The sequence below is a fragment of the Planococcus faecalis genome (genome assembly GCF_002009235.1).
Taxonomy (GTDB): domain Bacteria; phylum Bacillota; class Bacilli; order Bacillales_A; family Planococcaceae; genus Planococcus; species Planococcus kocurii.
Genome location: NZ_CP019401.1, coordinates 1,790,938 through 1,816,815, shown reverse-complemented (window position 1 = coordinate 1,816,815; position 25,878 = coordinate 1,790,938). Strand labels below are relative to the sequence as shown.

The 25,878-nt window shown below is 39.9% G+C and carries 24 protein-coding genes and 1 pseudogene; 16 read left to right on the top strand and 9 right to left on the bottom strand.

Annotated features, from left to right (window positions below):
- Window positions 1-62 precede the first annotated feature (62 nt).
- The gene (locus AJGP001_RS09040; protein WP_071154680.1) at window positions 63-698 is read left to right on the top strand and encodes a vWA domain-containing protein; all 636 of its coding nucleotides are present in this window, start codon (window positions 63-65) and stop codon (window positions 696-698) included.
- A 236-nt stretch (window positions 699-934) separates the two neighbouring features.
- On the opposite strand, the pseudogene AJGP001_RS17630 reads toward AJGP001_RS09040, so the two are convergent.
- A pseudogene (locus AJGP001_RS17630) lies at window positions 935-1,081 on the bottom strand (AIM24 family protein); the annotation flags it as partial.
- Between the two features lie 102 nt (window positions 1,082-1,183).
- Here AJGP001_RS17630 and AJGP001_RS09035 point away from each other — a divergent pair.
- Window positions 1,184-2,068, top strand: coding sequence for a proline iminopeptidase-family hydrolase (locus AJGP001_RS09035; RefSeq protein ID WP_078080439.1), 885 nt, complete (start codon window positions 1,184-1,186; stop codon window positions 2,066-2,068).
- Between the two features lie 296 nt (window positions 2,069-2,364).
- Window positions 2,365-3,351, top strand: coding sequence for a TIGR03571 family LLM class oxidoreductase (locus AJGP001_RS09030; protein WP_071154679.1), 987 nt, complete (start codon window positions 2,365-2,367; stop codon window positions 3,349-3,351).
- Between the two features lie 102 nt (window positions 3,352-3,453).
- On the opposite strand, the gene AJGP001_RS09025 is transcribed toward AJGP001_RS09030, so the two are convergent.
- The gene (locus AJGP001_RS09025) at window positions 3,454-4,986 is read right to left on the bottom strand and encodes a PH domain-containing protein (protein WP_071154678.1); all 1,533 of its coding nucleotides are present in this window, start codon (window positions 4,984-4,986) and stop codon (window positions 3,454-3,456) included.
- Window positions 4,983-5,477, bottom strand: a complete 495-nt coding sequence (locus tag AJGP001_RS09020; protein ID WP_071154677.1) for a PH domain-containing protein — start codon at window positions 5,475-5,477, stop codon at window positions 4,983-4,985. The genes AJGP001_RS09025 and AJGP001_RS09020 overlap by 4 nt, the downstream gene beginning before the upstream one ends.
- 167 nt (window positions 5,478-5,644) lie before the next feature.
- Between AJGP001_RS09020 and AJGP001_RS09015 the strand changes: the two genes are divergently transcribed.
- The 5 genes from AJGP001_RS09015 (at window position 5,645) to AJGP001_RS09000 (ending at window position 9,059) form a co-directional block, all read left to right on the top strand.
- Entirely contained in the window at window positions 5,645-5,800 is a 156-nt protein-coding gene (locus AJGP001_RS09015) for a WGR domain-containing protein (protein ID WP_078080438.1), read from the top strand.
- Window positions 5,801-6,728: 928 nt separating this feature from the next.
- Window positions 6,729-7,127, top strand: coding sequence for a DUF1259 domain-containing protein (locus AJGP001_RS09010; protein ID WP_071154676.1), 399 nt, complete (start codon window positions 6,729-6,731; stop codon window positions 7,125-7,127).
- 31 nt (window positions 7,128-7,158) lie between these two features.
- On the top strand, window positions 7,159-7,521 hold the full coding sequence (locus AJGP001_RS09005; RefSeq protein WP_071154675.1) for a hypothetical protein: 363 nt from the start codon (window positions 7,159-7,161) through the stop codon (window positions 7,519-7,521).
- Between the two features lie 34 nt (window positions 7,522-7,555).
- Window positions 7,556-7,705, top strand: coding sequence for a hypothetical protein (locus tag AJGP001_RS17510; RefSeq protein WP_169835266.1), 150 nt, complete (start codon window positions 7,556-7,558; stop codon window positions 7,703-7,705).
- A gap of 343 nt (window positions 7,706-8,048) precedes the next feature.
- Window positions 8,049-9,059, top strand: a complete 1,011-nt coding sequence (locus AJGP001_RS09000; protein ID WP_078080437.1) for a DUF1835 domain-containing protein — start codon at window positions 8,049-8,051, stop codon at window positions 9,057-9,059.
- A 52-nt stretch (window positions 9,060-9,111) separates the two neighbouring features.
- Here the strand turns inward: AJGP001_RS09000 and AJGP001_RS08995 are convergent, their stop codons facing one another.
- Window positions 9,112-9,846 carry a Bax inhibitor-1/YccA family protein gene (locus AJGP001_RS08995; RefSeq protein ID WP_071154674.1) on the bottom strand — a complete coding sequence of 245 codons (735 nt, stop codon included), beginning with the start codon at window positions 9,844-9,846 and terminating at the stop codon, window positions 9,112-9,114.
- Window positions 9,847-10,327: 481 nt separating this feature from the next.
- Between AJGP001_RS08995 and AJGP001_RS08990 the strand changes: the two genes are divergently transcribed.
- The 7 genes from AJGP001_RS08990 (at window position 10,328) to AJGP001_RS08960 (ending at window position 17,806) form a co-directional block, all read left to right on the top strand.
- On the top strand, window positions 10,328-11,311 hold the full coding sequence (locus AJGP001_RS08990; protein WP_078080832.1) for a ketoacyl-ACP synthase III: 984 nt from the start codon (window positions 10,328-10,330) through the stop codon (window positions 11,309-11,311).
- A gap of 448 nt (window positions 11,312-11,759) precedes the next feature.
- Window positions 11,760-12,083: an IDEAL domain-containing protein gene (locus AJGP001_RS08985; RefSeq protein WP_058385308.1), complete on the top strand. Its 324-nt coding sequence runs from the start codon at window positions 11,760-11,762 to the stop codon at window positions 12,081-12,083.
- A gap of 171 nt (window positions 12,084-12,254) precedes the next feature.
- On the top strand, window positions 12,255-12,620 hold the full coding sequence (locus AJGP001_RS08980; protein ID WP_151897508.1) for a DUF5412 domain-containing protein: 366 nt from the start codon (window positions 12,255-12,257) through the stop codon (window positions 12,618-12,620).
- Window positions 12,621-12,976: 356 nt separating this feature from the next.
- Complete coding sequence (locus tag AJGP001_RS08975) at window positions 12,977-14,005, top strand: ABC transporter substrate-binding protein (protein ID WP_071154673.1); 1,029 nt, start codon at window positions 12,977-12,979, stop codon at window positions 14,003-14,005.
- Between the two features lie 36 nt (window positions 14,006-14,041).
- Window positions 14,042-15,784 (top strand): ABC transporter permease, encoded by a 1,743-nt coding sequence (locus AJGP001_RS08970; RefSeq protein WP_078080435.1) that lies wholly within the window; start codon window positions 14,042-14,044, stop codon window positions 15,782-15,784.
- Window positions 15,781-16,851 (top strand): ABC transporter ATP-binding protein, encoded by a 1,071-nt coding sequence (locus AJGP001_RS08965; RefSeq protein ID WP_078080434.1) that lies wholly within the window; start codon window positions 15,781-15,783, stop codon window positions 16,849-16,851. Before AJGP001_RS08970 ends, AJGP001_RS08965 begins: the two co-directional genes overlap by 4 nt.
- Before the next feature lie 151 nt (window positions 16,852-17,002).
- Window positions 17,003-17,806, top strand: coding sequence for a metallophosphoesterase (locus AJGP001_RS08960; protein ID WP_071154671.1), 804 nt, complete (start codon window positions 17,003-17,005; stop codon window positions 17,804-17,806).
- A gap of 111 nt (window positions 17,807-17,917) precedes the next feature.
- Here AJGP001_RS08960 and AJGP001_RS08955 read toward each other — a convergent pair whose 3' ends face one another.
- Complete coding sequence (locus AJGP001_RS08955; RefSeq protein ID WP_071154670.1) at window positions 17,918-18,892, bottom strand: proline dehydrogenase family protein; 975 nt, start codon at window positions 18,890-18,892, stop codon at window positions 17,918-17,920.
- 301 nt (window positions 18,893-19,193) lie between these two features.
- Between AJGP001_RS08955 and AJGP001_RS08950 the strand changes: the two genes are divergently transcribed.
- A complete protein-coding gene (locus AJGP001_RS08950) occupies window positions 19,194-19,754 on the top strand; it encodes a GNAT family N-acetyltransferase (protein WP_078080433.1) in 561 nt (186 codons plus the stop codon).
- A gap of 383 nt (window positions 19,755-20,137) precedes the next feature.
- On the opposite strand, the gene AJGP001_RS17590 is transcribed toward AJGP001_RS08950, so the two are convergent.
- From AJGP001_RS17590 to fdhF, 4 genes are all read right to left on the bottom strand, one after another.
- On the bottom strand, window positions 20,138-20,266 hold the full coding sequence (locus AJGP001_RS17590) for a YhfH family protein (protein ID WP_211272184.1): 129 nt from the start codon (window positions 20,264-20,266) through the stop codon (window positions 20,138-20,140).
- Window positions 20,267-20,338: 72 nt separating this feature from the next.
- Window positions 20,339-21,631, bottom strand: a complete 1,293-nt coding sequence (aceA, locus tag AJGP001_RS08945) for an isocitrate lyase (protein WP_058385316.1) — start codon at window positions 21,629-21,631, stop codon at window positions 20,339-20,341.
- A gap of 688 nt (window positions 21,632-22,319) precedes the next feature.
- Window positions 22,320-22,799, bottom strand: a complete 480-nt coding sequence (locus AJGP001_RS08940) for a helical membrane plugin domain-containing protein (protein ID WP_071154668.1) — start codon at window positions 22,797-22,799, stop codon at window positions 22,320-22,322.
- 14 nt (window positions 22,800-22,813) lie between these two features.
- Window positions 22,814-25,741, bottom strand: a complete 2,928-nt coding sequence (gene fdhF / locus AJGP001_RS08935; protein ID WP_078080432.1) for a formate dehydrogenase subunit alpha — start codon at window positions 25,739-25,741, stop codon at window positions 22,814-22,816.
- Between the last annotated feature and the right edge of the window lie 137 nt (window positions 25,742-25,878).

Sequence of the window (25,878 nt, the reverse complement as noted above, 5' to 3'; positions counted from 1 at the left end):
CCCATTTGATTGTTGAAAATCATATTCTTAAGTTGTAAAGAAAACTTGAGGAGGAATAGATGATGAAAAACAAAACGACAGAATTGGTGTTTATTCTCGACAAGAGTGGATCAATGGCTGGACTAGAGCAAGATACCATTGGTGGCTTTAACGCATTGATCGAAAAGCAGCGGAAGCTTTCGGGCGACATCCATGTTACAACCGTATTGTTCAATCAAGGCTACGAACTCTTGCATGACAGAATTTCGTTAAAAAGTGTTTCTCCACTAGCTGAAAAAGACTACCAGGTAGGAGGAATGACGGCGCTACTGGATGCAATCGGTTTGACAATACAGAAAATAAGCAATGTACAAGAACAGCGAGCAGGTAAAGTAATGGTTGTGATTACGACAGATGGCTTAGAAAACTCCAGCTGTGAATACACGTATAAAAAAATCCATGAAATGATTGCGATGCAGAAAAAACAAGCACACTGGGAATTCATCTTTCTTGGCGCGAATATCGACGCAGTCGCGACAGCGCGTCAATTTGGAGTAAATGAGGAATTCGCGGTCAACTACCATGCAGACGCTAAAGGAACTCAGTTAAACTATGACGTATTGAGTGAGGCTGTCACTTCTTTTCGAACTGGAAAAAAGGTCGATCGCAGTTGGAAAAAAGATATTGAAAAAGACTTTACTACTCGCGCGAAGAAATAAAGTTCCTTCGTTTCCTTTCATGAGGAAACGAAGGTTTTTTACTTGCTGAGTTAAAAGCTAAAAGTTACTTTTACTCTCTGCTACTCACTTCTTCCTGAAGATAATCTGCAAAATCAAGACAAGTAATTTTATCTGTGATTATTTCTGAATTTCTACACTCATAAATTTCACGAATACACTTACTCAAATCAATAGCAAAATTATTTTTGCTGTACTTGGTAAACTTTCTCAAAAGGCTATGCGAAGACAAAGCCATTGCTTGGAAACTTCATTTGTACCGATTCACCGCTGCCTCTGCCGAACAAGCTCTTAAGCTAACTGACTGTGACGACATCCGGTTCTAAATTACCCGACCATGCCACCGTTGCGTTTGGGTTGTAGAATGGTTCTGTAAAACGAGGCTTCTTGCGAGCGATAAAAAAGGAGTTTTTTATCTTAAAGAGAATTAAGAGGAGGAATGGCTAATGAGAAGGAGGGATCGCTTAATGGAAAACGTTACAGAAGGTTTTATCTCTGTTACAGGAGGGCGAATTTGGTATCAAGTCAGCGGTGATGGTCCCGGTATCCCGCTTTTGGTTTTGCACGGCGGTCCAGGTGGCAAAAGCAGCGACAACAGTCCACTTTGTCGATTAGGCGACGAACGACGAGTGATTCACTACGACCAACTAGGCTGCGGAAAATCAGATCGACCAACAGACACGAAACTTTGGACAGTCGAGCGTTATGTAGAAGAGCTAGGGCAAGTAATTAAAGCATTGAAACTTGAAGAAGTTCATATTCTGGGACACTCCTGGGGAACGATGCTAGCTGCTTCTTATTTGTTCGAAAAGCCAGACGGTATCCGCAGTGTTATTTTTTCTGGTCCCGCTTTAGATGCACAGAGATGGGAACGCGACCAGCGCAATTACTTGAAACAATTTCCGCAAGAGATTCGGGATACAATCAAACAAAGTGAACTAAAAGGTACGACAGACTCTGCAGCATACAATAAAGCAATGCTGGTCTTTTATAAGCGTCATGTATGCCGTGTTGATCCATGGCCAGAAGAAATGCTAGAAGACATGGTCAAGATGAACCAACAAATTTATAACTTCATGTGGGGTGCTTCCGAATTTACCGTTACCGGCACATTAAAGAACTTTGATGCAACTGGACGCTTGCATCAAATTGAAATCCCTACTCTTTTTTCATGTGGTCGCTATGATGAGGCTACGCCAGAAGCAACAGAGCGTTATGCAAAGCTCGTTCCAGGTGCAGAATTCCATATTTTTGAAAACAGTTCTCATATGCCAGCAATCGAAGAACCGCAGGCATATGTAGCAATGATTCGTGAATGGCTAAGTCGGCATGATTTGCGATCGCAAGTATAAAAGAAGTTTTATAGAGAAAGTGGAGTAAGTTGCTAAAAAAATTAGTACTATAAAAAGCTTCTTTTAACATTAAAAAGTAAACGAATCAACAGAAAATCCAGCATCCTGTGAGCAAACGACAAAAAAATGTACATTCAAAAATAATCATGATATCCTAATGTGGATAGATGTTATCCACATTGGGAGACATTCGTTTTTCATAAAAAGATGATGTACATGCACGAAAAAAAGCAATAACTGGCCTACTACTAGCCAGTTTACATAACTAGGAAATGTACCAGACAGGTGGAATACAAATGAAAGATTTTCAATCTCATAACGGCTTTGCACGAACGTTCAAAGAAAATAAATTAACGCTTGGAATTTCGTTCCCTTTAGAATCGGCTAGAGACAATCCGTTTGCAATGGACATAGCCTCACAGATGACACTAGCGAAACAAGCAGAAGAAGCTGGATTTGCTTCTTTGTTTGTAAGGGATTCTCCACTTTTTGATCCAAACTTTGGAGATAAAGGTGTTATCCACGACCCATTTCAGTTACTTGCTTACACAAGTGCGTACACAAAAGAGATTGCTCTTGGCATTGCCAGCGTCATCACAACGTTACGGCATCCGCTTCACTTAGCAAAGTCCGTTGCTTCTTTAGATGATTTATCTGATCAAAGACTCTTATTAGGTGCTGCAACGGGAGACCGTCCGATAGAGTTTCCGGCATTTAAAGTAGAACGACAAGAACGTGATGAGTTGTTTAGAGAATCTATTTGGGTCATGAGAAAAATATGGGAAGAATCGTTTCCCCAAATACATTCAAAGAGAGTGGAATTAGTCGAGGGGGACGTTATTCCTAAACCTCATTTAATGGGTATCCCAATCCTCGGAACAGGCTATTCTGGACAAACAATTGAGTGGTTAGCGGAACATACGGATGGCTGGATGTTTTATGCACAAGAGGCAAATCGTCAGAAAGAGCTAATCAAAATTTGGAGAAACGCAACAGGTCGATTTAAACCGTTTTCTCAACCATTGGTGATCAATTTATCAGAAAATCCAAAGGCTTCTCCTAGACCTATTCCGATCAAAGTTGGCTTTACGTCAGGTCACCAGTTTTTGGTCGACTATCTTCATGCCCTGCAAAGGATGGGGGTTAATCATGTCATTCTGAGTTTAACTAATGGCAATCGACCTATAACTGAAGTCATACAAGAATTAGGTGAGTATGTTGTCCCACATTTTCCTGCACATACAAACTACATGCGTGAAATAGCGGTAGATAAAACTAGGTAAAATTACAGACTAAACGGTGCATTTACTCATTTTTTGAAGCCAATGTTCTAAGAAACGGTTTGAACGAAAAAGACTCTTTGCCGGTATTTCGGCAAAGAGTCTTTAAAGTGTTGAATCCAGTTCAACTTCTTTCGTTCGATCACGGTACCAGCGGTGAAATATGTCAACAAGTGAATTGGGTACATCTTCAAGATAAGACGTATGAACGGGTCTCGCGCGCGTGACTGTTTGAAGAGAAGAAAGTCCAAATGCACGTTGAATCCGGTTTTGCGTAATTTCAACTTCCACAATTTTTTCTCGCTTCGTGATAAATAGAGTAGAAGTAAAGCCGCCATTTTTCAATTGAATCAATTCTTCATTTAAACAATAACGTGTGTGGAGGAAATCCAGGGTACGCGACATAACAACTACTATTAGTAAGACAATAGAAACGATCCACCACATATTTTGAATTTTCAAGAAGTTGGATTGGAAGTAAAACAACAATGCAGTCGCAATTAGCCATAGCCAGCTTGGCTTTAGCAAACGAATCCAAAGTGCACGTTTCGGCAGTCGTTGCATGTCTTCTTGAATGCGATAGCCGGGTAACAATTCAGTAACGATTGCATATGCTTTTCGCTTTGGCAGAAAAGGATAGAGCGAGCTAATATTTAACTCTTCTGAACCCAAAGACAGGCTGCCGGCACTAATCAGCTTAACTTCTGCCAGTCCAAGAATACGTTTTGTAAAAGATTGTGTAATTTCAATGGCTTGAACGCGCTCTTTTGCGATTGAAAAAGAGGCTTGCGACAACAGACCTTTTTTGATGTACACACGCTCACTATCAGAAGAAATCTCATAGTTCCCATATTTAATAAATGAGTGGACAATCCCGAATACGAAAGAAGCCAGAATAATTAGGGTAGTTACGATAGCAATCATCCAAGTCGATGCTAGCAAACTTGTGCCCACTCCGCTTAATCGTTCTTCAAAGCCGCTAAATTCAGAAACATTGTAGTATAGGGAAACGAGCAATGGCACAAGTAGCAAAAAGCTAAAGGACGTCATAGACGCTTTAAATAAATCCTTACGTGTCGGTTCGAAATGAATGACACGCTCTTTCAGTTTTTTCTGCCCAGGCTCGATTTGTTCAGCAGCAGGAAGCTCTTCCGTATCGTCTGAAATTGTCTCGTGTTCCGTCGCAACAGATTTGTTGCGTTGTTGGACTGCAGATTCTAGCCGCAATGCTTCCTTTCTTGTGACAACTTCGAATTTTACAGAAGAATTCTCACCAGCAATACCCGTTTCGAAACTAATCGATGTCAGCCCCAATAAACGGTGAGCAAATGATATGTGACGGTTGATGTTCTGTACTTTTGAAAAAGGAATCGACTGGTCAGTTTTACTGAACACACCTCTTCGCAAATAGAATCGTTGGTCATCGATTGCATAAGTAGTTGTGAACCAATTTAAAACAGCGAATACAACGGATCCAAGAAAAAATAGCAAAAATGCGTAACGACCGTAAACCAAAAGCATGGAGCTATTGTCTGCTTGAAAAACGAATAAGACTAAAATGAAAAAAATTGAGCTTCGAATCAGTTTTCCGATTTTAAAAAGAAGAGAAGCTGGATGATGGCGACGATTAGCAATCATTGTTCCACTTCCTTAATTTTGGCGAAATGAGCAACGCGTTCACGAAGCTCGGTTGCTACGGCTTTTGGCAATGCCGGGATGGCATGACTTGATCCCATTGTTTCCACTGAAAGAGAAGCGAGTTTAAATTTCCGCATCAACGGTCCTTGTGTAAGAGACACTGCTTGAATCTTTGTCATCGGGACCAATTGTTGTGTTTGGTTCCAAATGCCAAACTGCAGATACAAAAACTCCGCATCTAAATCATAGCGCCAAGACTTAAAAGTGAGAGGTGGACTGATAATGGACCATACGAATCCGATTACCCAAAAGATGGCTAAGGCAATCAAGACCCAAAAGATCCAGTTGTACCAGTCAAAGCGCCAATCCAAGTAAAATAAGACAGCAAGAACGATAAAGGCGATAAGGTTGGAAATAAGTTCTTCCAGACGCCAGTAGCTGACGGCATTGGGGGAAAGAGAATGTTGTGGAGCGTCGTATTGATTATTCATTTAGGGAACACCGCCATTTTCACAAGATACTACTTTATACGTTCCGTCTTTCAGAAGGTTTCATATAGTGAGTATAAGCTGAAACATGAGTAGTCAAGTATTGTGTAAAGTAAAGCTAGCAAATAAATTGAGAACAAGACTACAAAAAAGAAAGTAGCGACATTTAAATGAAGAAATCACTAGTTTGCATCACCGCTTATTCCAATAAGTTTTGGGAAATAAACGTTCAAGGAACTATTTTTATCGTGCTATATGGAAAAATAGGGAGCAAAGGCTCAGTGAATACAAAAGAATTCGTTTCTGAAGAGCTCTGTATGAAATGAGCGAACAAATTAATCGAGTCGAAGTTTAAAAAAGGATATTGGGAAATTAGAAAAGACAACGGACGGAGTCAGACAAGTATTAGTCGAAATTACTAAACACTATTTTCGTATGTTAGGGCAAGACAAGCTGTTATCTTTAACGAGCGATACACTGAATTAGTTAATTAATATCCAGCATGCTGAATAATTTTGCGCTCATTTATAGTTAGGATGCAGAAAAGAACGAGAAAATATTTGAAAGAAATTTAGCAGTTACCTTATTTTAGTAAAATATTATGAAATTAAGAAATCGATGCTTTTTCAACAAGAGCCAACAAAAAGACCGTGATGTGACAGAGTCAAAATAGAGGAGCGGCTGCAGAAATTTATGCAACTGCTCTTTTTGTGTTACGAACAGCTGTGATTCTATTTAGAAAGAAAATTTAATTCAATACGATTTGATGGCTCATAAACGCAGTTTTTGCTGGGAATACTAACAGTAAACAGTAGTTGGATTCTCTTTTTTAAACAATTGTTTTTATTGATTTAATATGTTTTCTTTAGTTGGATAACGTGAAAAAATTTTCAGTTGATTCTATTCAAATAGAGTTCTATTTTTAAAAAAAGTATATGAGAAAAACGTTTATATAATCTGAATTAAAAGAATATTCTATAACACTTTACATATTTTGTGGTGTAATATAGTCTTATCGTATTGGATGTCAACAATTTAACAGATTTTTTAATTTTCTATTGATCAAAAAGTTGTGCTCTTGGCATGAAAAACAGTTAGCTTACAGAGCTATCTGAAAAAATATTTATCTGAATTTTAAAATAAAAATTGTGTGTTAGTCAGATAATAATGTGGTGGAAAATGTCATCGCCAGGCACGAAAAAAAGATTTGATGAATAGCACTTACATAAGAGTGTAAAAGGGGTGGTTAGCGTAATGAAAACAGATTCACTGTCTTTAGCGGCTGAGAAAATCGGCGAGATTTTAGGCGCAGAAATGGAATTACATGAAGGGTTTTGGCAAGTAATAAAAAAGCGGACAATCAAAGCGCATAAGAGTTTCGATATGTGTGTCAGCTGGTCACTAGAGCTATCCATATCATTTAAACCATCTACACATAATCAAGTGGCGATTAATAAAGCTGAAGTCTTTCTTCTTCCTGAAGAACTGGCATCTTTTACAGGTGCACTTATACAGCATCCGATTCACTTTCCCAGTAGTTTTTCGCAACGGCTGTCAACAGAGCGCGGAATGCACTGCATTCGACTAGCGTCAAAAGAGCCACCTGAAGATTTTGCTAAACGTCTAACTGAAGCGCTTTGCGTGCTTAGCTAACAGTAATTATGCTTTAAAGGGGAGAAGTGAAGTGGAGCAGACAGAGCAATTGCCTCAAAAAAAAATTGACTATTATTTTCTGAGATCTAAAGATGTCCATATTGAAAATGGAACTGCTTTTATTACTTTCTTTGCTCGGTTGACACGAGAAGTATCTTTTCAAAGAAATGGAGAGCAACAAACGCGAGTTCAAACCATATGGGTAGATATTAACGAGGTAAAGTTAAAACATGCACCTATAAAAGCAAAAGCTTTACCAAATGGCATGCAGCGGTACGAGCTGTCGCAAAATGTCTTTTACAACCTGTATCAAGTAGCCAAGAAGAGTCCAAAATATCTGTTTTATGTAATTCCTTTTCACCAAAAATCCACACGTGAGAAATTCAGTAGTTAACGTTGTACGACCATACTAAAGGAGGATGAATTAGATGACTGTAATGAAAAATGGAGAAAAAAGAATAGATCAGCTAACGAAAACGTATTTGGAAATGTATAAGGAATATCTCTTTGGGTACAAACAATATAAAACAGAAAAAGCGACTTTGAGTAAGGAACTAGAGAAGCTTAAAGAAGCTTAATTGTAATTGCAGTTGAGTGTATATAAAAGTGGAATTGTCCTAATAGCCTCAAAAAAGTAAACCGAGAAAAAGAAACTCTTTTCCTGGTTTACTTTTTTGAATTCCGCGCAAAATCCTAAATTCAGTAAGGATTTTTTTGAGGTCTCGAAGGTTCGGTGTCTAAGACGATTTATTAGTTTTGATAAGTTTGAACATGGTTTTCACTTCATTTCTGCGTTATCCATTCATCCTCCAGTGTTGCTTCGGCGTTTTCTTTTATCTTGAAAAATTTGCTATACTAGACAGGAATTAGATTAATTGAACTAGCACGTATAGCCAAATGATAAAAAAAAGGAGTGATTGGATGGAAAAGCTACGCGAATCAATAGAAAAACTGAGTGGTAGTGATGCGAAAAGTTTGTTGTTGAATGTAATGTACCGTTTAGAACTCGTGAAAAAAGAAGATTTACAAGACGAAATGATAAACGAGTTGTTGTCCTTATCTAATGACTTATCTGATAGCCTGCAAAAAGAAGTCCACTACGAAATGGATGAGACTGCTGTACATATTATCAGCGGTGAGTCTCCAGCAGGTTCTTTGCGAATAGGACTAAGCCATGAAAATCGAATCATTGGTTTTCCCGATTTTTTTGCTGAAGGACCTGTTTGGAAAATTCATACAGAACAAGGGCGCACCTTACGTTATGAGTGGTTACGAGATCACATTAATTATGAAATGGATTACATAGAAGAAGAATACATAAATCGGTTCTCGAAAACACTTGCAACAATCGAAGAAATCCCTGCTAACATACCAATTGTCCTGTGGACGGCAAATAATGCAGATGAACAAACAGGCCTTCGTTATTTTCTCTATCTTCTGCGAGAAAAGAAAAACGATATCTATATCATTAATACCCCAGAAGCTTTTGAAACTCTTTATGGAAAAGGAGAAACTCAATTTAGAGTGAGACATTCGGGCGAATTAGCGTCCTATCAATTTAAGGAAATCTATCAAACGAATTTAGGGAATCCTTTGACAACTAAAGAGAAAGAAATATTACGAAATGAATGGCTCCTGTTGTCAGAAGAAGAAAACGTGCTGCGAATTTGGAAAGGCGGTAGCTTTCAAGTTATAGAAGAAGATCATTTCGATTCGATGATCATCGATGCGGTTCGAAGATTGCAAAGGGAACAGGAAGCGACTGATTTTATTTTGGCAGCGAGAGTAATTGGTGAAATTCTTTTCCAATCAGAACACCTTGTTAGTCATAGCTATTTGGAGTATCGCATCAGATATTTAGTTTACAACGGGACGTTTAAAATAAGAGGAATACCTAAGAGTATGCGGCATTACCACGTGCAGGTAAGCTGAGTCCGAGTGACTTTTTTCTGCAAATTAAAAAAACGTCCCGTAGGACGTTTTTTTACCTGCTGCGAATTTTCGACAACAATCGAAGAATTTCGAGATACAGCCAAACCAATGTGACGAGCAAACCAAAAGCTCCATACCATTCAAAGTATTTCGGTACTTGTTTATTGGCTGCACTTTCGATAAAGTCAAAATCCAATACTAAGTTCAGTGCAGCAACGATAACGATAACCACACTAATGCCAATGCCTATAGGCGAAGATTCATGCAGGAACGGAATTTCAAAGCCGAAAAAGCTGCCAATAAATGAAATCACATAAACCAAGAAGATGGCACCAGTAGCTGCTGCAACGCCGAGTCTAAAGTTCTCTGTCACTTTTATGAGACCAGACTTGTAAACAAGCAATAGACTTAGTAATACACCTATCGTGATTAAAACGGCTTGAAAGACAATCCCGCCATACTGAACTTCGTACTGTGCAGAGATTGCACCGAGGAACAAGCCTTCCAATAGCGCGTAAATAGGCGCTGTGAAAGGAGAGACTTTGGGCACGAAGATCGTGATTAACCCTGCAATAAGTCCACCAATCGCACCTACGAGAATCAAAGGCAGTACGCTATCGGGACTGTTAACAAACTGATTCCAAGAATAGACGAACGTTACCAGCAATAGCAAGAGTAAGATAAATGTTTTGTTGACAGTACCTTGGATCGTCATTTTCTGACCAGTGGCAGTACCTTTAAAATTTTCGAACGTGTCGGTCTTTAAACTTGGATTTCCACTTCTCAATTCGATCACCTCATACATTATTTTAAGCAGACTTAAGTATATCTTTTTATTGATGAAAAATACATGATGAACAAACCCGTCGAGAAATGTATAGGTCTCTAATTGCTACACCTTGCATTTTACCATAGGAGAAACCTGCGGAATGGTCACATGTAAAAGCATAGAAAAGCTGTAGAGCCTAATATGGCCTACAGCTTTTATTTGTTTCGGCGAGCAATATAGCTGACATCTCGAAATCGGCTAAAGTAAATAGCTGACAGATCAACTAACAAGAACAACGATCCTCAGTAATTTCGTCTCGCAATCAACTCTTTATGCTTTTTCCAATAGTAGAATTTGTGGAAATGGAATTATCGGTATTCTTGTGTAATTTATGTTCTTGTAAATCATATTTTTAAGTGGTGATAAATTGTTATATTAGTACCTAATACTAATAGTTGGTGGTAGAATAAGACGAGGATATCAAGAGGGAGTGATGAAAATGAATGTTTCAAAAGCTAGAATTACAGCTATCGGCTCATATGTACCTGATAAGAAGCTGACAAATCACGATTTAGAAGAAATGATAGAAACCAATGATGAATGGATTGTCCAACGGACTGGGATAAAAGAGCGTCGTATTGCGTTAGATACTGAATTTACCAGCGATATTAGTATTAAAGCTGTGGAAAATTTAATCGAACGTTATGAAAAATCGCTAGATGATGTGGATATGGTCATTGTCTGTACGATGACACCGGATTTTAAAACACCAAGTGTCTCTGCACTAGTGCAAGCTAAGTTAGGTATAAAAAATACGGGAGCCATTGACTTAAATGCAGCATGTTCCGGATTTGCCTACGGTCTTCACATTGCCAACGGTTTGATTACTTCGGGGTTGAACAAAAAGATTTTGGTGATCGGAGCAGAAACCTTCTCTAAAATTCTAGATTACAGCGATCGTTCCACGTGTATTTTATTTGGAGATGGTGGTGGTGCTGTTTTAGTTGAGTTTGATGAAGAAAATCCAAGCTTTATTGATGTGCACATGGGAACTAACGGAGAGCTTGCACACAATCTTTACTGCACGGATCTTTCCAATCAAATGTTTGGGAATGAGTTGGCAGTCAATGGCTTTGTAAATCAAAATGGACGCGAAGTTTATAAGTGGGCAGTCAACACGGTGCCAAAAGGCATTAAAGCATTGCTGGAAAAAGCACAATTTGAAACGACCGATGTGGATTGGTTCGTGCCGCATAGCGCAAATCTTCGAATTATCGAGTCGATTTGCAGTAGGACCGGTCTGCCGCTTGAGCAAACAATTTACAGCCTTGAATATTACGGCAACACTTCTGCAGCTTCGATTCCACTGTCGCTAGACAAAGGCGTAAAAGAAGGCAAAATCAAAACTAATGACAAAATGTTGCTTTACGGTTTTGGTGGAGGCTTAACGCATGCGGGTATGTTGATTAATTGGACGATTTGATGGTTTGAACATAGAATGATAAATTCGCTTCTAAGCGGATGCTTTAAATCTACAGACTAAGCAGTAGATTAGCGCAACATATTTGTAGATAACTAATATTCAAGCAACTAGCTATTTCTGAGAGGAAAAAGCTAGTTGCTTTTTTCTAAGGCTATGTTAATTTATCCGCGTATCAGTTATCTCGAAATCGAGGCAAATAAATTGTATTCACAGATAAGGAGCCGTAGAATTAGGGGTAGCAACAAGTTCACCTGGCTTTTAGAAAGTGAGCGAATACATTTCTAGCTCAAAGTACGGATGGCGTCATTTCTGATGCCCCCAAAAATTATGGAAATTTCGTGTATGACGTTTGCTTTGGTTTGTTTAGGGAAACAATGATCATAAGGTAATGTCCAAATTTTCATTGATCGGTATTGAACGATAAAAAATGTAAAGAAGGTGCATAGATATGGGTACGAATAAAACGATTCTGAAAATAAGTGATTGGGTAAAAGGAAAATCCCGCCACGACGAACTGATTATCGGCTTTATCGATTCTATGGATGTTCTTAAAGAAGCGGTAAATGTGACAGTAGTGGAAAGTGATAACGAAGAAATGATTGGCATGACGATCCCGATGTCTGTACATCAAGTAGAAAGCATTCCACAGTCAGTTAATAAAGATGCTGCGCAACTAGACTTCTTAATCGATTTAGCATTAGCGACGGACGATAAAGAATGGTTCCAAGAATTGTCTGCTCAGTTAAATGCTAAAAAAGAAGCGGTTAACTAAAATTCCCATACATTTGAATGTAAATTTTAACAGTTTAAAACATCAATAGCACTTTAATTCACAAAGCTTTTAGTAGCTAAAAATTGTGGGTTAAGGTGCTATTTTTTAGCATTTTTTTGGAAAATTGAACTTATTCTATTTTTGAACGTTATTAATCAAGAGGTGTTGAATATGAAAAAAGGTTTAGTTATTGGAGTAGCAAGTTCAGTAGTCATTGTAGCGCTCTTTGGATATGTAGTTTACTGGGCTTTTTTTGATATGCAGCGTTTGCCTGAAGGTGAATTTTTGACGGAATCTGTATCACCAAATGGCGCGTATACTATACGTGCCTATGTGACAAACGGTGGAGCAACTGTGGCCTATGCTGTTAGAGGAGAGTTGGTTTTCAACGAAGAGAATAAAAAAAATGAAAATATCTACTGGAATTACAGAGAGGATTCTGCAACGATACAATGGGTTGATGAAGATACGGTAGATATTAACGGACACTTGTTGCGTGTTCCAAAAGAAAAGTATGATTTCAGAAATGAGCAATAAACTAGATAATTAGAATTGTTTCTAGGATAGTGTTCAGAACGGTTGAGTTACTCGGGGCTTAGCTAAAATAGTACTGTGTACTTTTCCTTCAGTAAATCTGCATACTTATTTCTTTAGTAGGAATAGTGCGTCTAATTATATTTGACCTCATACACTGTGCAATTTATAGTTACTATATAAGGTAATAACTAGCAGAATCTAGCTCCACCTATAGACTGTCTTTTGCGTTCCTTCGACTTATACAAAGCGATTCTTAACACTAGTTTAACAATTACTCTAAGAAAATGTTCTATACTACTAAACAGGTAGTACATAAAAATAGGTAAGTCGAATAAAAAAACTGAGGGGGAAATAGAATGAAGAAATTTTTTTACGGTTCGGCGACAGTGTGTTTAGTAACCGTTCTTGCAGCTTGTGGCAGCGATGAAAGTGGAACAGATTCAAAAGCAGGAATAGCAGGCGAAGGCGTCTCGGGTACTTTGGATTTTTATACATCCCAGCCGGATGCGGATGCGCAAGGTTTAGTTGATGCTTTTAAAGCGCAAAATCCTGATGTCAATGTTAGTATTTTTCGTTCCGGAACAGAGGAAGTTGTGTCAAAAATCCAAGCAGAAAACCAAGGTGGTAATATTCAAGCAGACGTACTGTTAGTCGCAGATTCGGTAACTTTTGAGAGCTTTAAAGCAGACGATCTATTACTGAACTATAAATCACCAGAAACAGAATCCCTCGATCAATCACTTGTTGATCCGGATGGTACGTATGCAGGAACTAAAATCATGGCTACAGGTTTGATTGTAAATACCAATGATGTGACAGAGCTTCCTACGAGCTGGACTGACTTGACTGACGAGCCGACGAGCGGACAAGCTGTTATGCCAAGCCCACTTTATTCTGGAGCAGCTGCTTATAATTTAGGTGTCATGACGCGTCAAGATAGTCTTGGCTGGGAGTTTTATGAAGCACTTCAAGATAATGATATTACCATCACACAAGGCAATGGCGCAGTGCTAGAAAGTGTCGCGACTGGTGAGAAGAAGTATGGCATAATTGTTGACTTTTTAGCCGCACGCGCTAAAAATGACGGATCTCCAGTAGAATTAGTTTATCCAGAAGAAGGCGTTCCGGTTATTACCGAACCGGTTGGTATACTAGCCAATACTGAAAATGAAGAAGCCTCGAAAGCATTTGTTGATTTTATTCTTTCAGAAGAAGGTCAGAAATTAGCTTCACAGCAAGGCTACACACCAATTCGTGAAGGCATAGATGCACCTGAAGGTTTAAAAACACTAGATGAAATGACTATTTTGGACGCTGAAGCGGTGGAACTACTGGAAACACGGAGTGATGACAAAACGAAATTCGGAAAGATTTTCGGACAATAAAAACCAACCTGAATTTTGGTGTGAGGAGTTACGAATATGACAGCAAAACAGCCAATAGATGGGGAGAGAAAAAAGAGGGACTCCTCTTTTTCTCTCTTTTTTCAACGTAATAACTTGTATAAAATAATCGGTTTGATCGTTATTTTCATCTTCTTCTTATTACCAGTACTACGACTTATTTGGCTAAGCTTTGTCAATGATGGTTCGGTAACGATGCAATATTACACCGAAGTTCTTAGAGAGCCCACCACTTGGAAAACGGTGAAAAATACGTTAATTGTCGTTGGAGGTTCAACGATTTTGGCTTTGGTGCTCGGTATTTTGTTTTCTTGGCTTGTTGCTTATGTGCAGTTGAGCGGAAAACGAGCGATGCAACTATTTATCTTCTTGCCGTTCGTTATTCCTTCTTATATAACAACACTCGCATGGACACAGTTTTTTAGCGCATCCGGTCCAGTAACAGCGATGTTATCGTGGTTGCCCGGAGAACTCGCGGCACCAAACTTATACAGTATGAGTGGCATTATTTTATTGCTTGGGATATCGCATTACCCGCTCGTGTATTTGTTCACAGTTAATGTCTTTCGAAAAATCCCACGTGAATTAGAAGAAGCAGCGGCGACAAGTGGATTATCGAAACAGCGGACATTTTGGAAAGTCGTGTTGCCACTCGCACTGCCAGGTATTGCTAGTGGTGGCCTAATCGCGTTCTTATCAAATTTGGACAATTTCGGAATTCCAGCATTTCTCGGAACACCTGCAAATATTCGTGTCTTGAGTACGTATATTTATGAGCAGGTCGTAGGATTCGGTCCTTCTGCTTTTTCGCGCGCAGCCGTTTTATCGGTCATTCTGGGGTTTATTGCACTGCTCGGAACAGTTTTACAATGGTTCTTGTTGCGCCGTAGCCGTGTCAACGAAACAAGCAGAAGTGACTCGACGCCGCGTATCTATTTAACAGCGGGCAAACAAAGGCTAGTAGAAGCTTTATTGTGGATTTTCCTTCTCGTAACGAGCTTAATGCCCCTGATTACCATGGGTGCATTATCGCTTATTTCGGCTTATGGAGTACCGTTCAAATTGGAAAACTTATCGCTGCGAAATTACGAATACGTTTTTATGACAGATGTGAAACCCATGTCAGCTTTGTCGAATAGCTTGCAACTGGCCTTGTTTACGATGATTGTTTGTTTAGTGCTTGGAACGGCTATGGCTTATCTGCGCTTTAAGTATCCAAATTGGAGTATAAAAACAGCGGAGCTGTTTATGACGATTCCATATGCACTACCGGGTACTGTTTTTGCGCTATGCATGATTTTCATGTGGCTAGAGCCAGTGCCTGGATGGAATCCAAGTATATACGGCACAGTTTGGATTCTATTTATCGCTTATGTCACACGTTTTCTCGTATTACAAGTTCGAGGAAGCTATACGGCTTTTTTACAAATTGATCCTTCGATGGAAGAAGCGGCACGAACCTCTGGAGCTGCTGGATGGGTAAAGTGGCGCCGGATTTTATTGCCATTATTATTTCCAGGAATTCTTAGTGGAGCGCTACTGGTGTTTTTGATGGCACTCACAGAATTAACCGTTTCAAGTTTGTTGTGGTCGTCTGGCTCTGAAACGGTCGGGGTTGTGATTTTCGGCTACGAGCAAGCTGGTTACTCTACCTACTCGACGGCGTTTTCAACGGTGCTCGTACTGGGTATCCTACTTGGAGGCGCATTGTTTATGCTGCTTGGTAAGCTGTGGGACAGAAAGGTGCTGAAAAATAAATGATAAAAGTAAATCATGTATCAAAAAAATACGGTTCATTTACAGCTTTGCATGCGATTGACTTAGAAATTGGCGACGGAGAATTTATTGCCGTGCTTGGCCCATCTGGATGCGGAAAAACAACTTTGTTAAAACTATTGGCAGGTTTTATGGGGCCAACGGATGGCACCATTTCGATGGACGATACGGTTCTGGCATCGACAAAACACGTCTTGCCACCTGAAAAACGCAATATTGGTATGGTATTTCAGTCCTTCGCGCTATGGCCACATATGACGGTTGCTGAGCATGTTAAATTCCCACTTAGCTATCACCCCAATAAGGTCAAGGAAGGCCGTAAAGAGTTGCAGGCACGAATCGATAAAGTGCTGAAGTTGGTCGGTTTAGACGCTTTAGCTGAACGTTACCCGTCAGAACTATCAGGCGGTCAGAAACAGCGTGTGGCGCTCGCACGTGCCATTGCACCGTTACCGAACTTACTGTTGATGGATGAACCATTGAGCGCATTAGATGTTGAGTTGCGCATGGAGATGCGCAAAGAAATTCAAAAACTTCACAGAGAAACGAAAGCTTCTATTGTCTTTGTTACGCATGACCAAGGAGAGGCACTTGCTATCGCTGATAAAATTGTCGTGATGAACCAAGGGCGCATAGAACAGATTGCGCCACCGGAAGTTCTTTATACACGTCCAGAGACTGAATTTGTCGCGACCTTTGTAGGTAAATGCAATCTTGTAAAAGGGCAATGGCGCGGTGATCAATTTGTACCAACGATTGATTCGGACAATGTCTGGCACGACCTAGGCGTTGCGGACAGCTTTAAGACCAGTGGAATTTACCCTGTACGTCCAGAACAGTTTCAGTTGATGACAGCTGACAGTAAGGGGATGCAGGGAGTTGTGTCTTTTGTTCAGTATCAAGGATATGAAATCCATTACACAGTAGAAGTTGGAGAAGCAACCTGGACCATCCACGAATCAGTAGTTGCGACACGTTTTGAGACTGGCGATGTGGTTGGTATTTCCTTGAAAAATGCACCAAAGCAGACCGGAACAATTGTCTCCAATTAACAAATAGGTTTCTAGAACAGTTGTGCATCATTGCGCGATTGTTCTTTTTTTGTAAGGATATTCAGCAAATCATTATAAAAAACTGAAATATCAGTTATAATGAATTCAGGTAGGAAAACTTTAGCAGCTACATGCATAGGGGGGATGAGCGGTGAAAATCGCTGTCTTATCGGATATACACGAAGGGTTAAATCGAAAAAAATCAGAAACTGATATATTTGGCCTGTTGCGCGACAGTTTGATCCATCATGCACCAGATGTGTTTATTCTCAGCGGAGATATGGCAGCAAATCCTGAAAAAAGTTTGAACTTGCTTAACCAGCTAAAGCAGCAATTACCGGACATTCAGCTTTTATTTGTTCATGGAAATCACGATGTGTATCATGAAGATTCAACCGTTGCGTACGATAAATTACTAGAATTTAAAGGCAATCTAGGCAATGGTCCAGTCCAGTTGACCCGTGACTGGGTCGTCATTGGAGATGGAGGCTGGTACGATTATACGCTAGGCGTCGAGGGGTACAGTCATGAGGAGTTTGCGGAAGGTCGTTTAAATCATTTCACATGGCCAGATATGTTGTATGCGCACTGGCCAGAAAACGATGTAGCGGTCACGGAACATTATGTAAAAAAATTAGAGCATTGGTTAAAAGAACATCAAGGTAAAAACATTATTCTAGTTACGCATTTTGTGCCGTTTGCTCATTTTATTCGAGTTAAAAACGAGCCGTACTGGGATTTTTTCAATGCCATGATGGGGAGTTCTCGCTTTGGCGAACTGGCGGAAAAATACGGTGTCAAAAAAATGATTTTTGGGCATATTCATATTCGTTATCATGAGGAATACAGAGGGATCGACTGCATTTGCAATCCGCTTGGGCACTACCCAGAAGAATGGGTCAGTAGCTCAGCACAAGAAGAAATTAAGACAGCGATTAAAATTATTGAAATTTAAAGTGCATTGGTTAGTTTTCTTGCATTTTAACGATGCGAAAGTTAACCGGGTTGAATACCATTACTAAAAACCAGCAGGTCCTTTCAAGGACCTGCTGGTTTTATCATTTGCTTATGATTTTTTACTCGTTAAACGACCTAGTATGAATGCGCCTGCTAAAACACCAATTGCAGTGTTGGTCTTTTTAGTGAATACTTGCTTAACGACCAAGTTCAAGTTTTGTGGACGTTCTGCTAGTCTGCGCATGAAATAGCCGTACCAATCAGTACCGAATGGGATATACGTACAGAAATTATAGCCTTGTGCAGCAAGCTCTATCTGCATGTCTTTGCGGAAGCCATACAACATCTGGAATTCGAATTTCTCTCTTGAAATATTGTGATCAATAACAAATTGTTTTACATGATTGATCACTTCATGATCATGTGTCGCAATCGAAGTAAATTTACCATTTAACAAATGATACTCAATCAATTCGATGAAGTTTGCGTCAATTTCTTCTTTGCTTTGGAATGCGACTTCTTCAGGTTCTTTATAAGCACCTTTGACGATGCGTAAACGGTAGTTGCTATAATCTTTAATATCATCTTCTGCTCTAAAGAAATAAGATTGAATGACAGTGCCGATATTGTCGTAGTTTTTCGACAGTTCTTCTAATAAATCAAAAGAAGGTTGAAGACGTGCATAGTTTTCCATATCAAAATTGATAAAGATATTGTGTTCAGAAGCCTTATCGACAATTTCTTTAATGTTTTCTAAGCAGAAATCATAGTCTATATCCAGCCCAAGCTGTGAAGGTTTTAACGAGATATGAGCATCTACTTGATGTTTATGAATAGCATCTACAACACCAAGAATTTGATTTTTTGCGGCTAAAGCTTCTGCTTTATCGTGAACAAATTCTCCAAGGTTATCAATCGTACAGCTGATGCCTTGTGCGTTCAGTTCTTTAATGCTCCCAATAGCTTCCTCAATATTGGTTCCAGCTACAACGCTATGAGCGCCGAGCTTAAAGCCGTAGTTTTGAGCTGCTTTATTTAAAAGTTGGTTTTCTGAAAGATGCATGAAGAAGTTTTTAACGATCATTTTTTATTGCCCCAATCTTCTCTGTATTTTGTAACGGAACAAATCGTTGAAGGTCTATAAAGAAACTCTTCAACTTAATAGAATAAACCCTTACCGCAAAATTATTTTGCATTAATAATTATCCCTATCTATAATAATGCAAAAAAATAATGCATTTTGCAATCTTTATTTTTCAAATGCTAATGATATTCGTATTTTTGAACGAATAAAGTATTGTAAAGTGACGAAAAAGTGGACAGGTATGCGGAAATGACCTATTTTGCTAAACTAATAGGAAATAAAAGAGTAAAGGAGACTGCTGGTGGAGACGAACTATCTATTTGAATCAGAGAGACTGGGCTTTAGGCCTTGGAAAGATAACGACCGAGATTTTTTCGCCAGTATGACTGCAGATTTAGAAGTCATGCATTATTTTCCAGAAACCTTAACAAAACTACAAGCCGATCAATTGATCGATCGTTTTAACAGACATATGGATGATGAAGGCTATACGATGTGGGCAGTAGAAAGGAAAAAAGACAGAGTATTTATTGGCTATGTCGGCTTATTGGAAATTACGATGGCAATTGAAGGGAAGGGACGTGCAGAGATTGGCTGGCGCCTAGACAAACGTTTTTGGAAACAGGGCTTTGCGACTGAGGGGGCACTCGCTTGTCTTGCGTACGCATTCGACGTGTTACATATGACTGCAGTTTATTCGTTTACAGCAACGATCAATGTGCCATCTGAAACCGTCATGAAAAAGATTGGAATGTCAAAAATTGAAGAATTCCAGCATCCGAAATTAGCTTGCGATAGTCCATTAAAGACCCATGTATTGTACAAGATTGAAAAACAACAATTCACAAATTCAAAAGGCTGAAAAAGATGAAAAAGCAAGTGGTGGCAACAGTCAATAGCTTAGACTTTACATTATTTAAAGAATTGGCATACGGCTTTTGCAGACCAATGGAATAAAGCAGGAGAAACTGATCATGTTCCATTTTACCGCAGGCCATTAAGTGAAATCCTTAACACCTGTATAGAAATTTTTTCGATTGAACAAGTAATAGAGACGAAGCCTACTGCGAAATTCCAAAAACTAGCGCCAGAATAATACGCTCGACTAATAAAAATCGCTAATTTTTTGATTTTAAAAGTTTTTAAAAGGTAACGAGTTAATGCCAACTAAACTAATTTAGTTGGCATTGAGTTTGCTTATGTTAGAACAAAAAAGTCCCACTCGACTTCGAGTGGGACTTTTTATTAGTCGTCTTTATTACACATGCAGCGCTCACATTCGTAGATGATGGATTGCTGACGTTCTTTGATTTCGCATCCGCACTCGCGGCATTCTTTCTTCGTGCGTGTCTCATACGTTTTTGTTGTTTTCATAATGATCTCCTCCAATAGTTTGTTTTTTGAATGCCGTGGCAGTTGAGATGTTAATCAGTGGATGACAATTTGTTAGTTAGCTGTTGTGAATTGAGCTGTTTCAGTCGAACCTTTCATTGCAGTAGTTGAGCTTGTGCCACCGGAAACAATTTGGGAAATTTCATCAAAGTAGCCAGTGCCAACTTCACGCTGGTGGCGAGTTGCTGTATAGCCTTTTGATTCGTTGGCGAATTCCGCTTGTTGCAGTTTTGAGTAGGCAGCCATGCCATGATCTTTATAGTCGTGAGCCAGTTCGAACATGCTATGGTTTAATGAATGGAAACCAGCTAGTGTAACGAATTGGAATTTATAGCCCATTTTACCGAGTTCAACTTGGAACTTTGCAATCGTTTCTTCATCGAGTTTTGCTTTCCAGTTAAACGATGGCGAGCAATTGTAAGCAAGCAATTTACCTGGGAATTCCGCATGAATGGCATCGGCAAACTGTTGTGCTTCTTCTAAGTTTGGATGAGACGTTTCACACCAGACAAGATCTGCAAAAGGCGCGTAAGCTAAGCCGCGAGCAATGGCTTGATCGATGCCTGGGTTTGTGCGGTAGAAGCCTTCAGGTGTACGTTCGCCAGTAATGAATTTATGGTCACGTGGATCGATATCGCTAGTGATCAAATCAGCCGCATCCGCATCTGTGCGCGCGATAATTAATGTAGGCACTCCAAGTACGTCTGCTGCTAACCGAGCGGAAACTAAATTTCGAACCGCGTTTTGAGTTGGCAGTAATACTTTGCCGCCTAAATGACCGCATTTCTTTTCAGAAGCCAACTGATCTTCAAAATGAACACCAGATGCACCAGCTTCAATCATCGCCTTCATCAGTTCGTAAACGTTTAGTGGACCACCAAATCCAGCTTCCGCATCGGCTACAATTGGTGCAAACCAGTCAAATCCTTCAACGCCTTCAACGCCATCAATTTGATCGGCACGTTGAAGCGCTTGGTTAATTTTCTTCACAACATCAGGAACAGAGTTGACCGGGTATAAACTTTGATCGGGATACATCTGACCTGCAGAGTTAGCATCAGCTGCTACTTGCCAGCCACTCAAATAGATTGCTTTTAATCCTGCTTTTACTTGCTGAACTGCTTGATTACCAGTTAAAGCACCTAAGGCGTTGACGAAATCCTCTTCATGAATCGAACGGAATAAACGCTCAGCACCTTTTCTTGCTAATGTGTGCTCGATTTGTACAGATCCACGAAGTTTTACAACTTCCTCTGGCGAATACGGGCGTTCAATTCCATTCCAGCGGCTATCCTCTGTCCAGCTAGTTTTTAGTTCCTCGATTTGTTGAAGTTTGTTTGCGACCATGTCATCCATCCCTTTCTGATTTGAAGAATTAATTAACAAACTGTATTAATACAGTTTGTTTTCTTGTTAATTAATATATAACAGATAATTTCAGATGTCTTTAAAATTCGATAAAAGAGATTATTTTAGGACAAAAGCAGTTAATAAGCGATGAACACTAGGCTGTTGTCTTATAGGCTGTATAAATAAAACGGCTAAAAATGAAGTATCTAGCGTGTTGAAGATTGATAGGCGGTAACTCTTACTATAGATCAGCTGAGGAGTTGTTTTTTTAGCCTTCCACTCTGGGAAATTGAGTTTGTTTGCAGGATAGGGGAGTTTGTTTGCAGAACTCCAACGTTTGTTTGCAGAACTACAGTAGTTGTTTGCGCAAAAGCATAGTTTGTTTGTGGGATAATGAGCTTTGTTTGCAAAAGTGAAAAAACATCATTCTAAGTTGGAATTAATCATTTCAAGAAGAATGTGCAGGCTATTTTTTGCAGTTTCTTCTATATAATAGAGTGTTCCAGAACTTCTGAAATAATAAAAGAAAAACTGATTTTTCGGTAGTGAAGAAATCTAGTTAAAATCGTGATTCTCACATTAAGCGATTCGACAAGCTCATTGCGAAAAACTTTACACAATAAAAAACAGTTGCGGCTATAAAGAAAGCCGCAACTGCATATGGAAATTCGGAATGTTAGTTAAACTAGCGATCTAATCCTTTTCCCATCCCTTTCAGGAAATTGAGTCCAAACTTAATGGCGCGATTAATGTCAGGATCTCTGAATGCCTTAACCATTTGAAGCACACCCAGTTTCTTGCCGTTATGGTTTTGCGACTCGGCTTCTTTCAATCCATTAACGACACTTGAAGCCAGCTTTTCCGTAGATGCGGGTTCAATCGCTGTTAATGCAGCAGCTGCACCCATCATGTTATTGATGAGGTTGGTTACGGGTACACGCGTGGCTTGTCCTATTACTACCTCAGAAATGCCTTCTTTTGCCTTGACCATCGCTACGACGGCATCTAACACGCCAGCATCATCTAAATCGCCAGTGATTGCTAATAGTTTATTGAGTGCCTGATTTTGTTCAGCAATCAATGATTCCAATTCGTAAAGCTTCTGCTGTCGAATTTCTTCAGGAGTCCATTGTCTTTTTTTAATCTGTGTTATTGGACTTGCCATAGGCCATCACCTTTCTATCGTTGATCTGTTAAATGCACATAGCCTTCACGTGCCCATTTGCGCTCGACTTCAATGCCGGATTGCGGTGTGCGTTTTTTGTCACGCGGATTTGATTTTGGTAACGGACTTTTAACGTGATCTTTCAAGACTTCCATACGTACTTTTGTCTGTTTATAAGCAGGTGTGTTCGTCCGTTGATCAACAGCAGGACCTGTCAAGAAATTGATCGCTGTTTCTTTTTTCGTCGAGTTCATCGGTAAGAACAGTTCGTTTCCTTTTACACGTCCCGTTACGATAACTGGTAATTTCAATGCACCATACGGAGACACTAAGCGAACGGTAGAGCCGTCTTCAAGTCCTCGTTCTTTTGCCAATTGGGGAGACACTTCAACAAATGTTTCTGGTAATTTAGAAAGAATGCCGCGAGATTTGTCCGTCATATTGCCTTCGTGGAAATGTTCCAACAATCGACCATTATTAATGTGTAAATCGTATTCTTGTGGGAATACTACCGGCTCAACCCAATCAGATAAAGCAAAACGTGCTTTTTTATCAGGGAAGTTAAAGCCATCGACATATAGAAGTGGTGTGCTTTCGCCTTCTAAGCTACCCCATAAGAAACTGTCCCAGCCTTCCATATTTGTGTAATCTGCTTTTGCGAACAGGGGAGACAAGCTCGCCATTTCAGCAAAAATTTCACTCGGATGGCTATAGTTCCAACCTGCACCTAGACGGTTTGCGATTTCTTGGACAATCCACCAATCGGCTTTTGATTGGCCTAGTTCTGGAAGAGCTTTGTATAAACGCTGAACACGACGCTCCGTATTTGTAAATGTACCGTCTTTTTCAAGTGACGGCGCCGCAGGCAAAATAACATCTGCATATTGTGCAGTTCTAGAGAAGAAAATGTCTTGCACAACGAAAAAGTCGAGTTTGGCTAAAACTTCATCAACATGATTCGCATTAGAGTCAACTAAAGCCATATCTTCACCGACTACATACATTGCCTTCATGATGCCTTCGTCAACAGCTTGTAGCATTTGGATGTTATCCATTCCTGGCTTATCATCAATTTTCACACCGTAAGCTCGTTCGAATTTTTGACGCGCATTGTCGTCAGTAACGTGCTGATAGCCTGGTAACCAACCTGGTAATGAGCCCATATCGCAAGCACCTTGAACGTTGTTATGACCACGAAGCGGATAAGCGCCAGCACCAGGGCGGCGATAGTTACCTGTTGCCAGCAAAAGGTTAGAAATTGCAGCGGATGTGTCAGAGCCTCCTGTGTTTTGCGTAACGCCCATACCCCAAAGAATACACGTACCGTCAGCATCACGAATCATTTCTGCTGTTTGGATAATTGTTTCTTTTGAAACACCACTCCGTTTTTCAGCATATTCTAATGTATATTGAGCCAATACTTCTTTAAATTCCTTGAAATAATTGACGTTTTCATCTACAAATTGCTGATCGTGCCAGCCTTGATCAATCATGTATTTCGTTACAGCCATTAACCATACTTGGTCTGTGCCTTGTTTAGGTGTAATAAAAAGATCGGAGCGTTCGGCCATTTCGTTTTTGCGCATATCCGCGACAATCAATTTTTGTTCGTGCAATTTATGCGCACGTTTTACACGTGTGGCTAAGACTGGGTGACCTTCTGCTGGGTTAGCACCAACAATGATGACGAGTCCAGCGTTACCAATGTCTTTAATCGTACCGGCGTCTCCGCCCATCCCGACTGTGCGGAACAAACCGTCTGTCGCAGGGGACTGGCAATAACGCGAGCAGTTGTCGACGTTATTAGTTTCAAAGACTTGGCGACTCAGTTTCTGAATGACATAATTATCTTCATTGGTAATTTTCGAAGAAGAAATAACCCCGATAGAATCTTTGCCATTCGCTTCTTTGATTGTTTTGAATTTTGATGCTACTAGGTCAAGCGCTTCTTCCCAGCTAGCTTCGACAAACTCACCATTTTTACGGATTAAAGGAGTTGTGATGCGTTCTTCGCTGTTGACAAAATCCCAACCAAACTTGCCTTTAACACAAGTGGAGATTTGGTTTGCAGGTGCTTCCGAAACCGGTTGGATTTTTAGGATTTCACGATCTTTTGTCCAAACTTCAAATGAGCAACCAACGCCACAGAACGTACAAACTGTTTTGGTTTTTTTCGTGCGTGTTTCACGCATCTTCGCTTCAGCATCTGAAATAGCTAAAATACCGCTATAACCTGGCTCGACATCTTTTACTAAATCAATCATTGGGTTTAGAATTTTTTCAGGAATTGCGGTCATAAAACCTGCTTCACCGAGCATGGAGGTTTCCATTAGCGCATTACACGGACAAGCTGTTACACATTGACCACAACTCACGCAAGAAGAGTCGTTGATCTTTGCACCGCCGTCCCATAAAACGATAGGGCGATCGCGTGACCAGTCCATCGTCAAGGTTTCGTTTACTTGTAAATTCTGACACACTTCTACGCACTGTCCGCAAGCAATGCACTGGTTCGGGTCGTAGCGATAAAATGGATTCGTTAAGTCAACTTCGTCAACCGAGCATTTTGGTTCAAACGGATATTTTTGATGTTCGATTTCCATTAAGTCAACTGTATTGTGGACTTTGCAGTTACCGTTGTTATTATCGCAAACAGTACAGTAAAGCAAATGGTTTTCTAAAATTCGATCCATTGCTTCAGTTTGCGCTTCTTTAGCACGCGGTGAAGCGAGTAAGACTTCCATACCAGCAGTAGCAGGAGTTGCACAAGAGCGGACGAGTTGTCCATCGACTTCGACGATGCACGTGTCGCATGTTTGTATTGGATCAACTTCGGGCATATAGCAAATCTGAGGGTGAAGAATTTTCTGTTCATTGAGCACCTGTAGAATGGTTTTTCCTTGTTCGAACTCGGTAGGTGAACCGTTAATCTTGATGGACATGCCAAAACCTCCTTTTTTGAATAAAAAAATCCACTATGAAGAATACACTTGACAAGTGCCTCTGTTTCATAGTGGAATAGTGTCTTAACAGGACTTGTTAAATGACCAATCCAAGCGTATAGGTAGAGTGAAAGCGT

Bases quoted from the DNA above. Each gene is read 5' to 3' on its own strand.
- AJGP001_RS09040 (WP_071154680.1), top strand. From the start codon at position 63: ATGAAAAACAAAACGACAGAATTGGTGTTTATTCTCGACAAGAGTGGA.
- AJGP001_RS09035 (WP_078080439.1), top strand. From the start codon at position 1,184: ATGGAAAACGTTACAGAAGGTTTTATCTCTGTTACAGGAGGGCGAATT.
- AJGP001_RS09030 (WP_071154679.1), top strand. From the start codon at position 2,365: ATGAAAGATTTTCAATCTCATAACGGCTTTGCACGAACGTTCAAAGAA.
- AJGP001_RS09025 (WP_071154678.1), bottom strand. From the start codon at position 4,986: ATGATTGCTAATCGTCGCCATCATCCAGCTTCTCTTCTTTTTAAAATC.
- AJGP001_RS09020 (WP_071154677.1), bottom strand. From the start codon at position 5,477: ATGAATAATCAATACGACGCTCCACAACATTCTCTTTCCCCCAATGCC.
- AJGP001_RS09015 (WP_078080438.1), top strand. From the start codon at position 5,645: ATGAAGAAATCACTAGTTTGCATCACCGCTTATTCCAATAAGTTTTGG.
- AJGP001_RS09010 (WP_071154676.1), top strand. From the start codon at position 6,729: ATGAAAACAGATTCACTGTCTTTAGCGGCTGAGAAAATCGGCGAGATT.
- AJGP001_RS17510 (WP_169835266.1), top strand. From the start codon at position 7,556: ATGACTGTAATGAAAAATGGAGAAAAAAGAATAGATCAGCTAACGAAA.
- AJGP001_RS09000 (WP_078080437.1), top strand. From the start codon at position 8,049: ATGGAAAAGCTACGCGAATCAATAGAAAAACTGAGTGGTAGTGATGCG.
- AJGP001_RS08990 (WP_078080832.1), top strand. From the start codon at position 10,328: ATGAATGTTTCAAAAGCTAGAATTACAGCTATCGGCTCATATGTACCT.
- AJGP001_RS08985 (WP_058385308.1), top strand. From the start codon at position 11,760: ATGGGTACGAATAAAACGATTCTGAAAATAAGTGATTGGGTAAAAGGA.
- AJGP001_RS08980 (WP_151897508.1), top strand. From the start codon at position 12,255: ATGAAAAAAGGTTTAGTTATTGGAGTAGCAAGTTCAGTAGTCATTGTA.
- AJGP001_RS08975 (WP_071154673.1), top strand. From the start codon at position 12,977: ATGAAGAAATTTTTTTACGGTTCGGCGACAGTGTGTTTAGTAACCGTT.
- AJGP001_RS08970 (WP_078080435.1), top strand. From the start codon at position 14,042: ATGACAGCAAAACAGCCAATAGATGGGGAGAGAAAAAAGAGGGACTCC.
- AJGP001_RS08965 (WP_078080434.1), top strand. From the start codon at position 15,781: ATGATAAAAGTAAATCATGTATCAAAAAAATACGGTTCATTTACAGCT.
- AJGP001_RS08955 (WP_071154670.1), bottom strand. From the start codon at position 18,892: ATGATCGTTAAAAACTTCTTCATGCATCTTTCAGAAAACCAACTTTTA.
- AJGP001_RS17590 (WP_211272184.1), bottom strand. From the start codon at position 20,266: ATGAAAACAACAAAAACGTATGAGACACGCACGAAGAAAGAATGCCGC.
- aceA (WP_058385316.1), bottom strand. From the start codon at position 21,631: ATGGTCGCAAACAAACTTCAACAAATCGAGGAACTAAAAACTAGCTGG.
- AJGP001_RS08940 (WP_071154668.1), bottom strand. From the start codon at position 22,799: ATGGCAAGTCCAATAACACAGATTAAAAAAAGACAATGGACTCCTGAA.
- fdhF (WP_078080432.1), bottom strand. From the start codon at position 25,741: ATGTCCATCAAGATTAACGGTTCACCTACCGAGTTCGAACAAGGAAAA.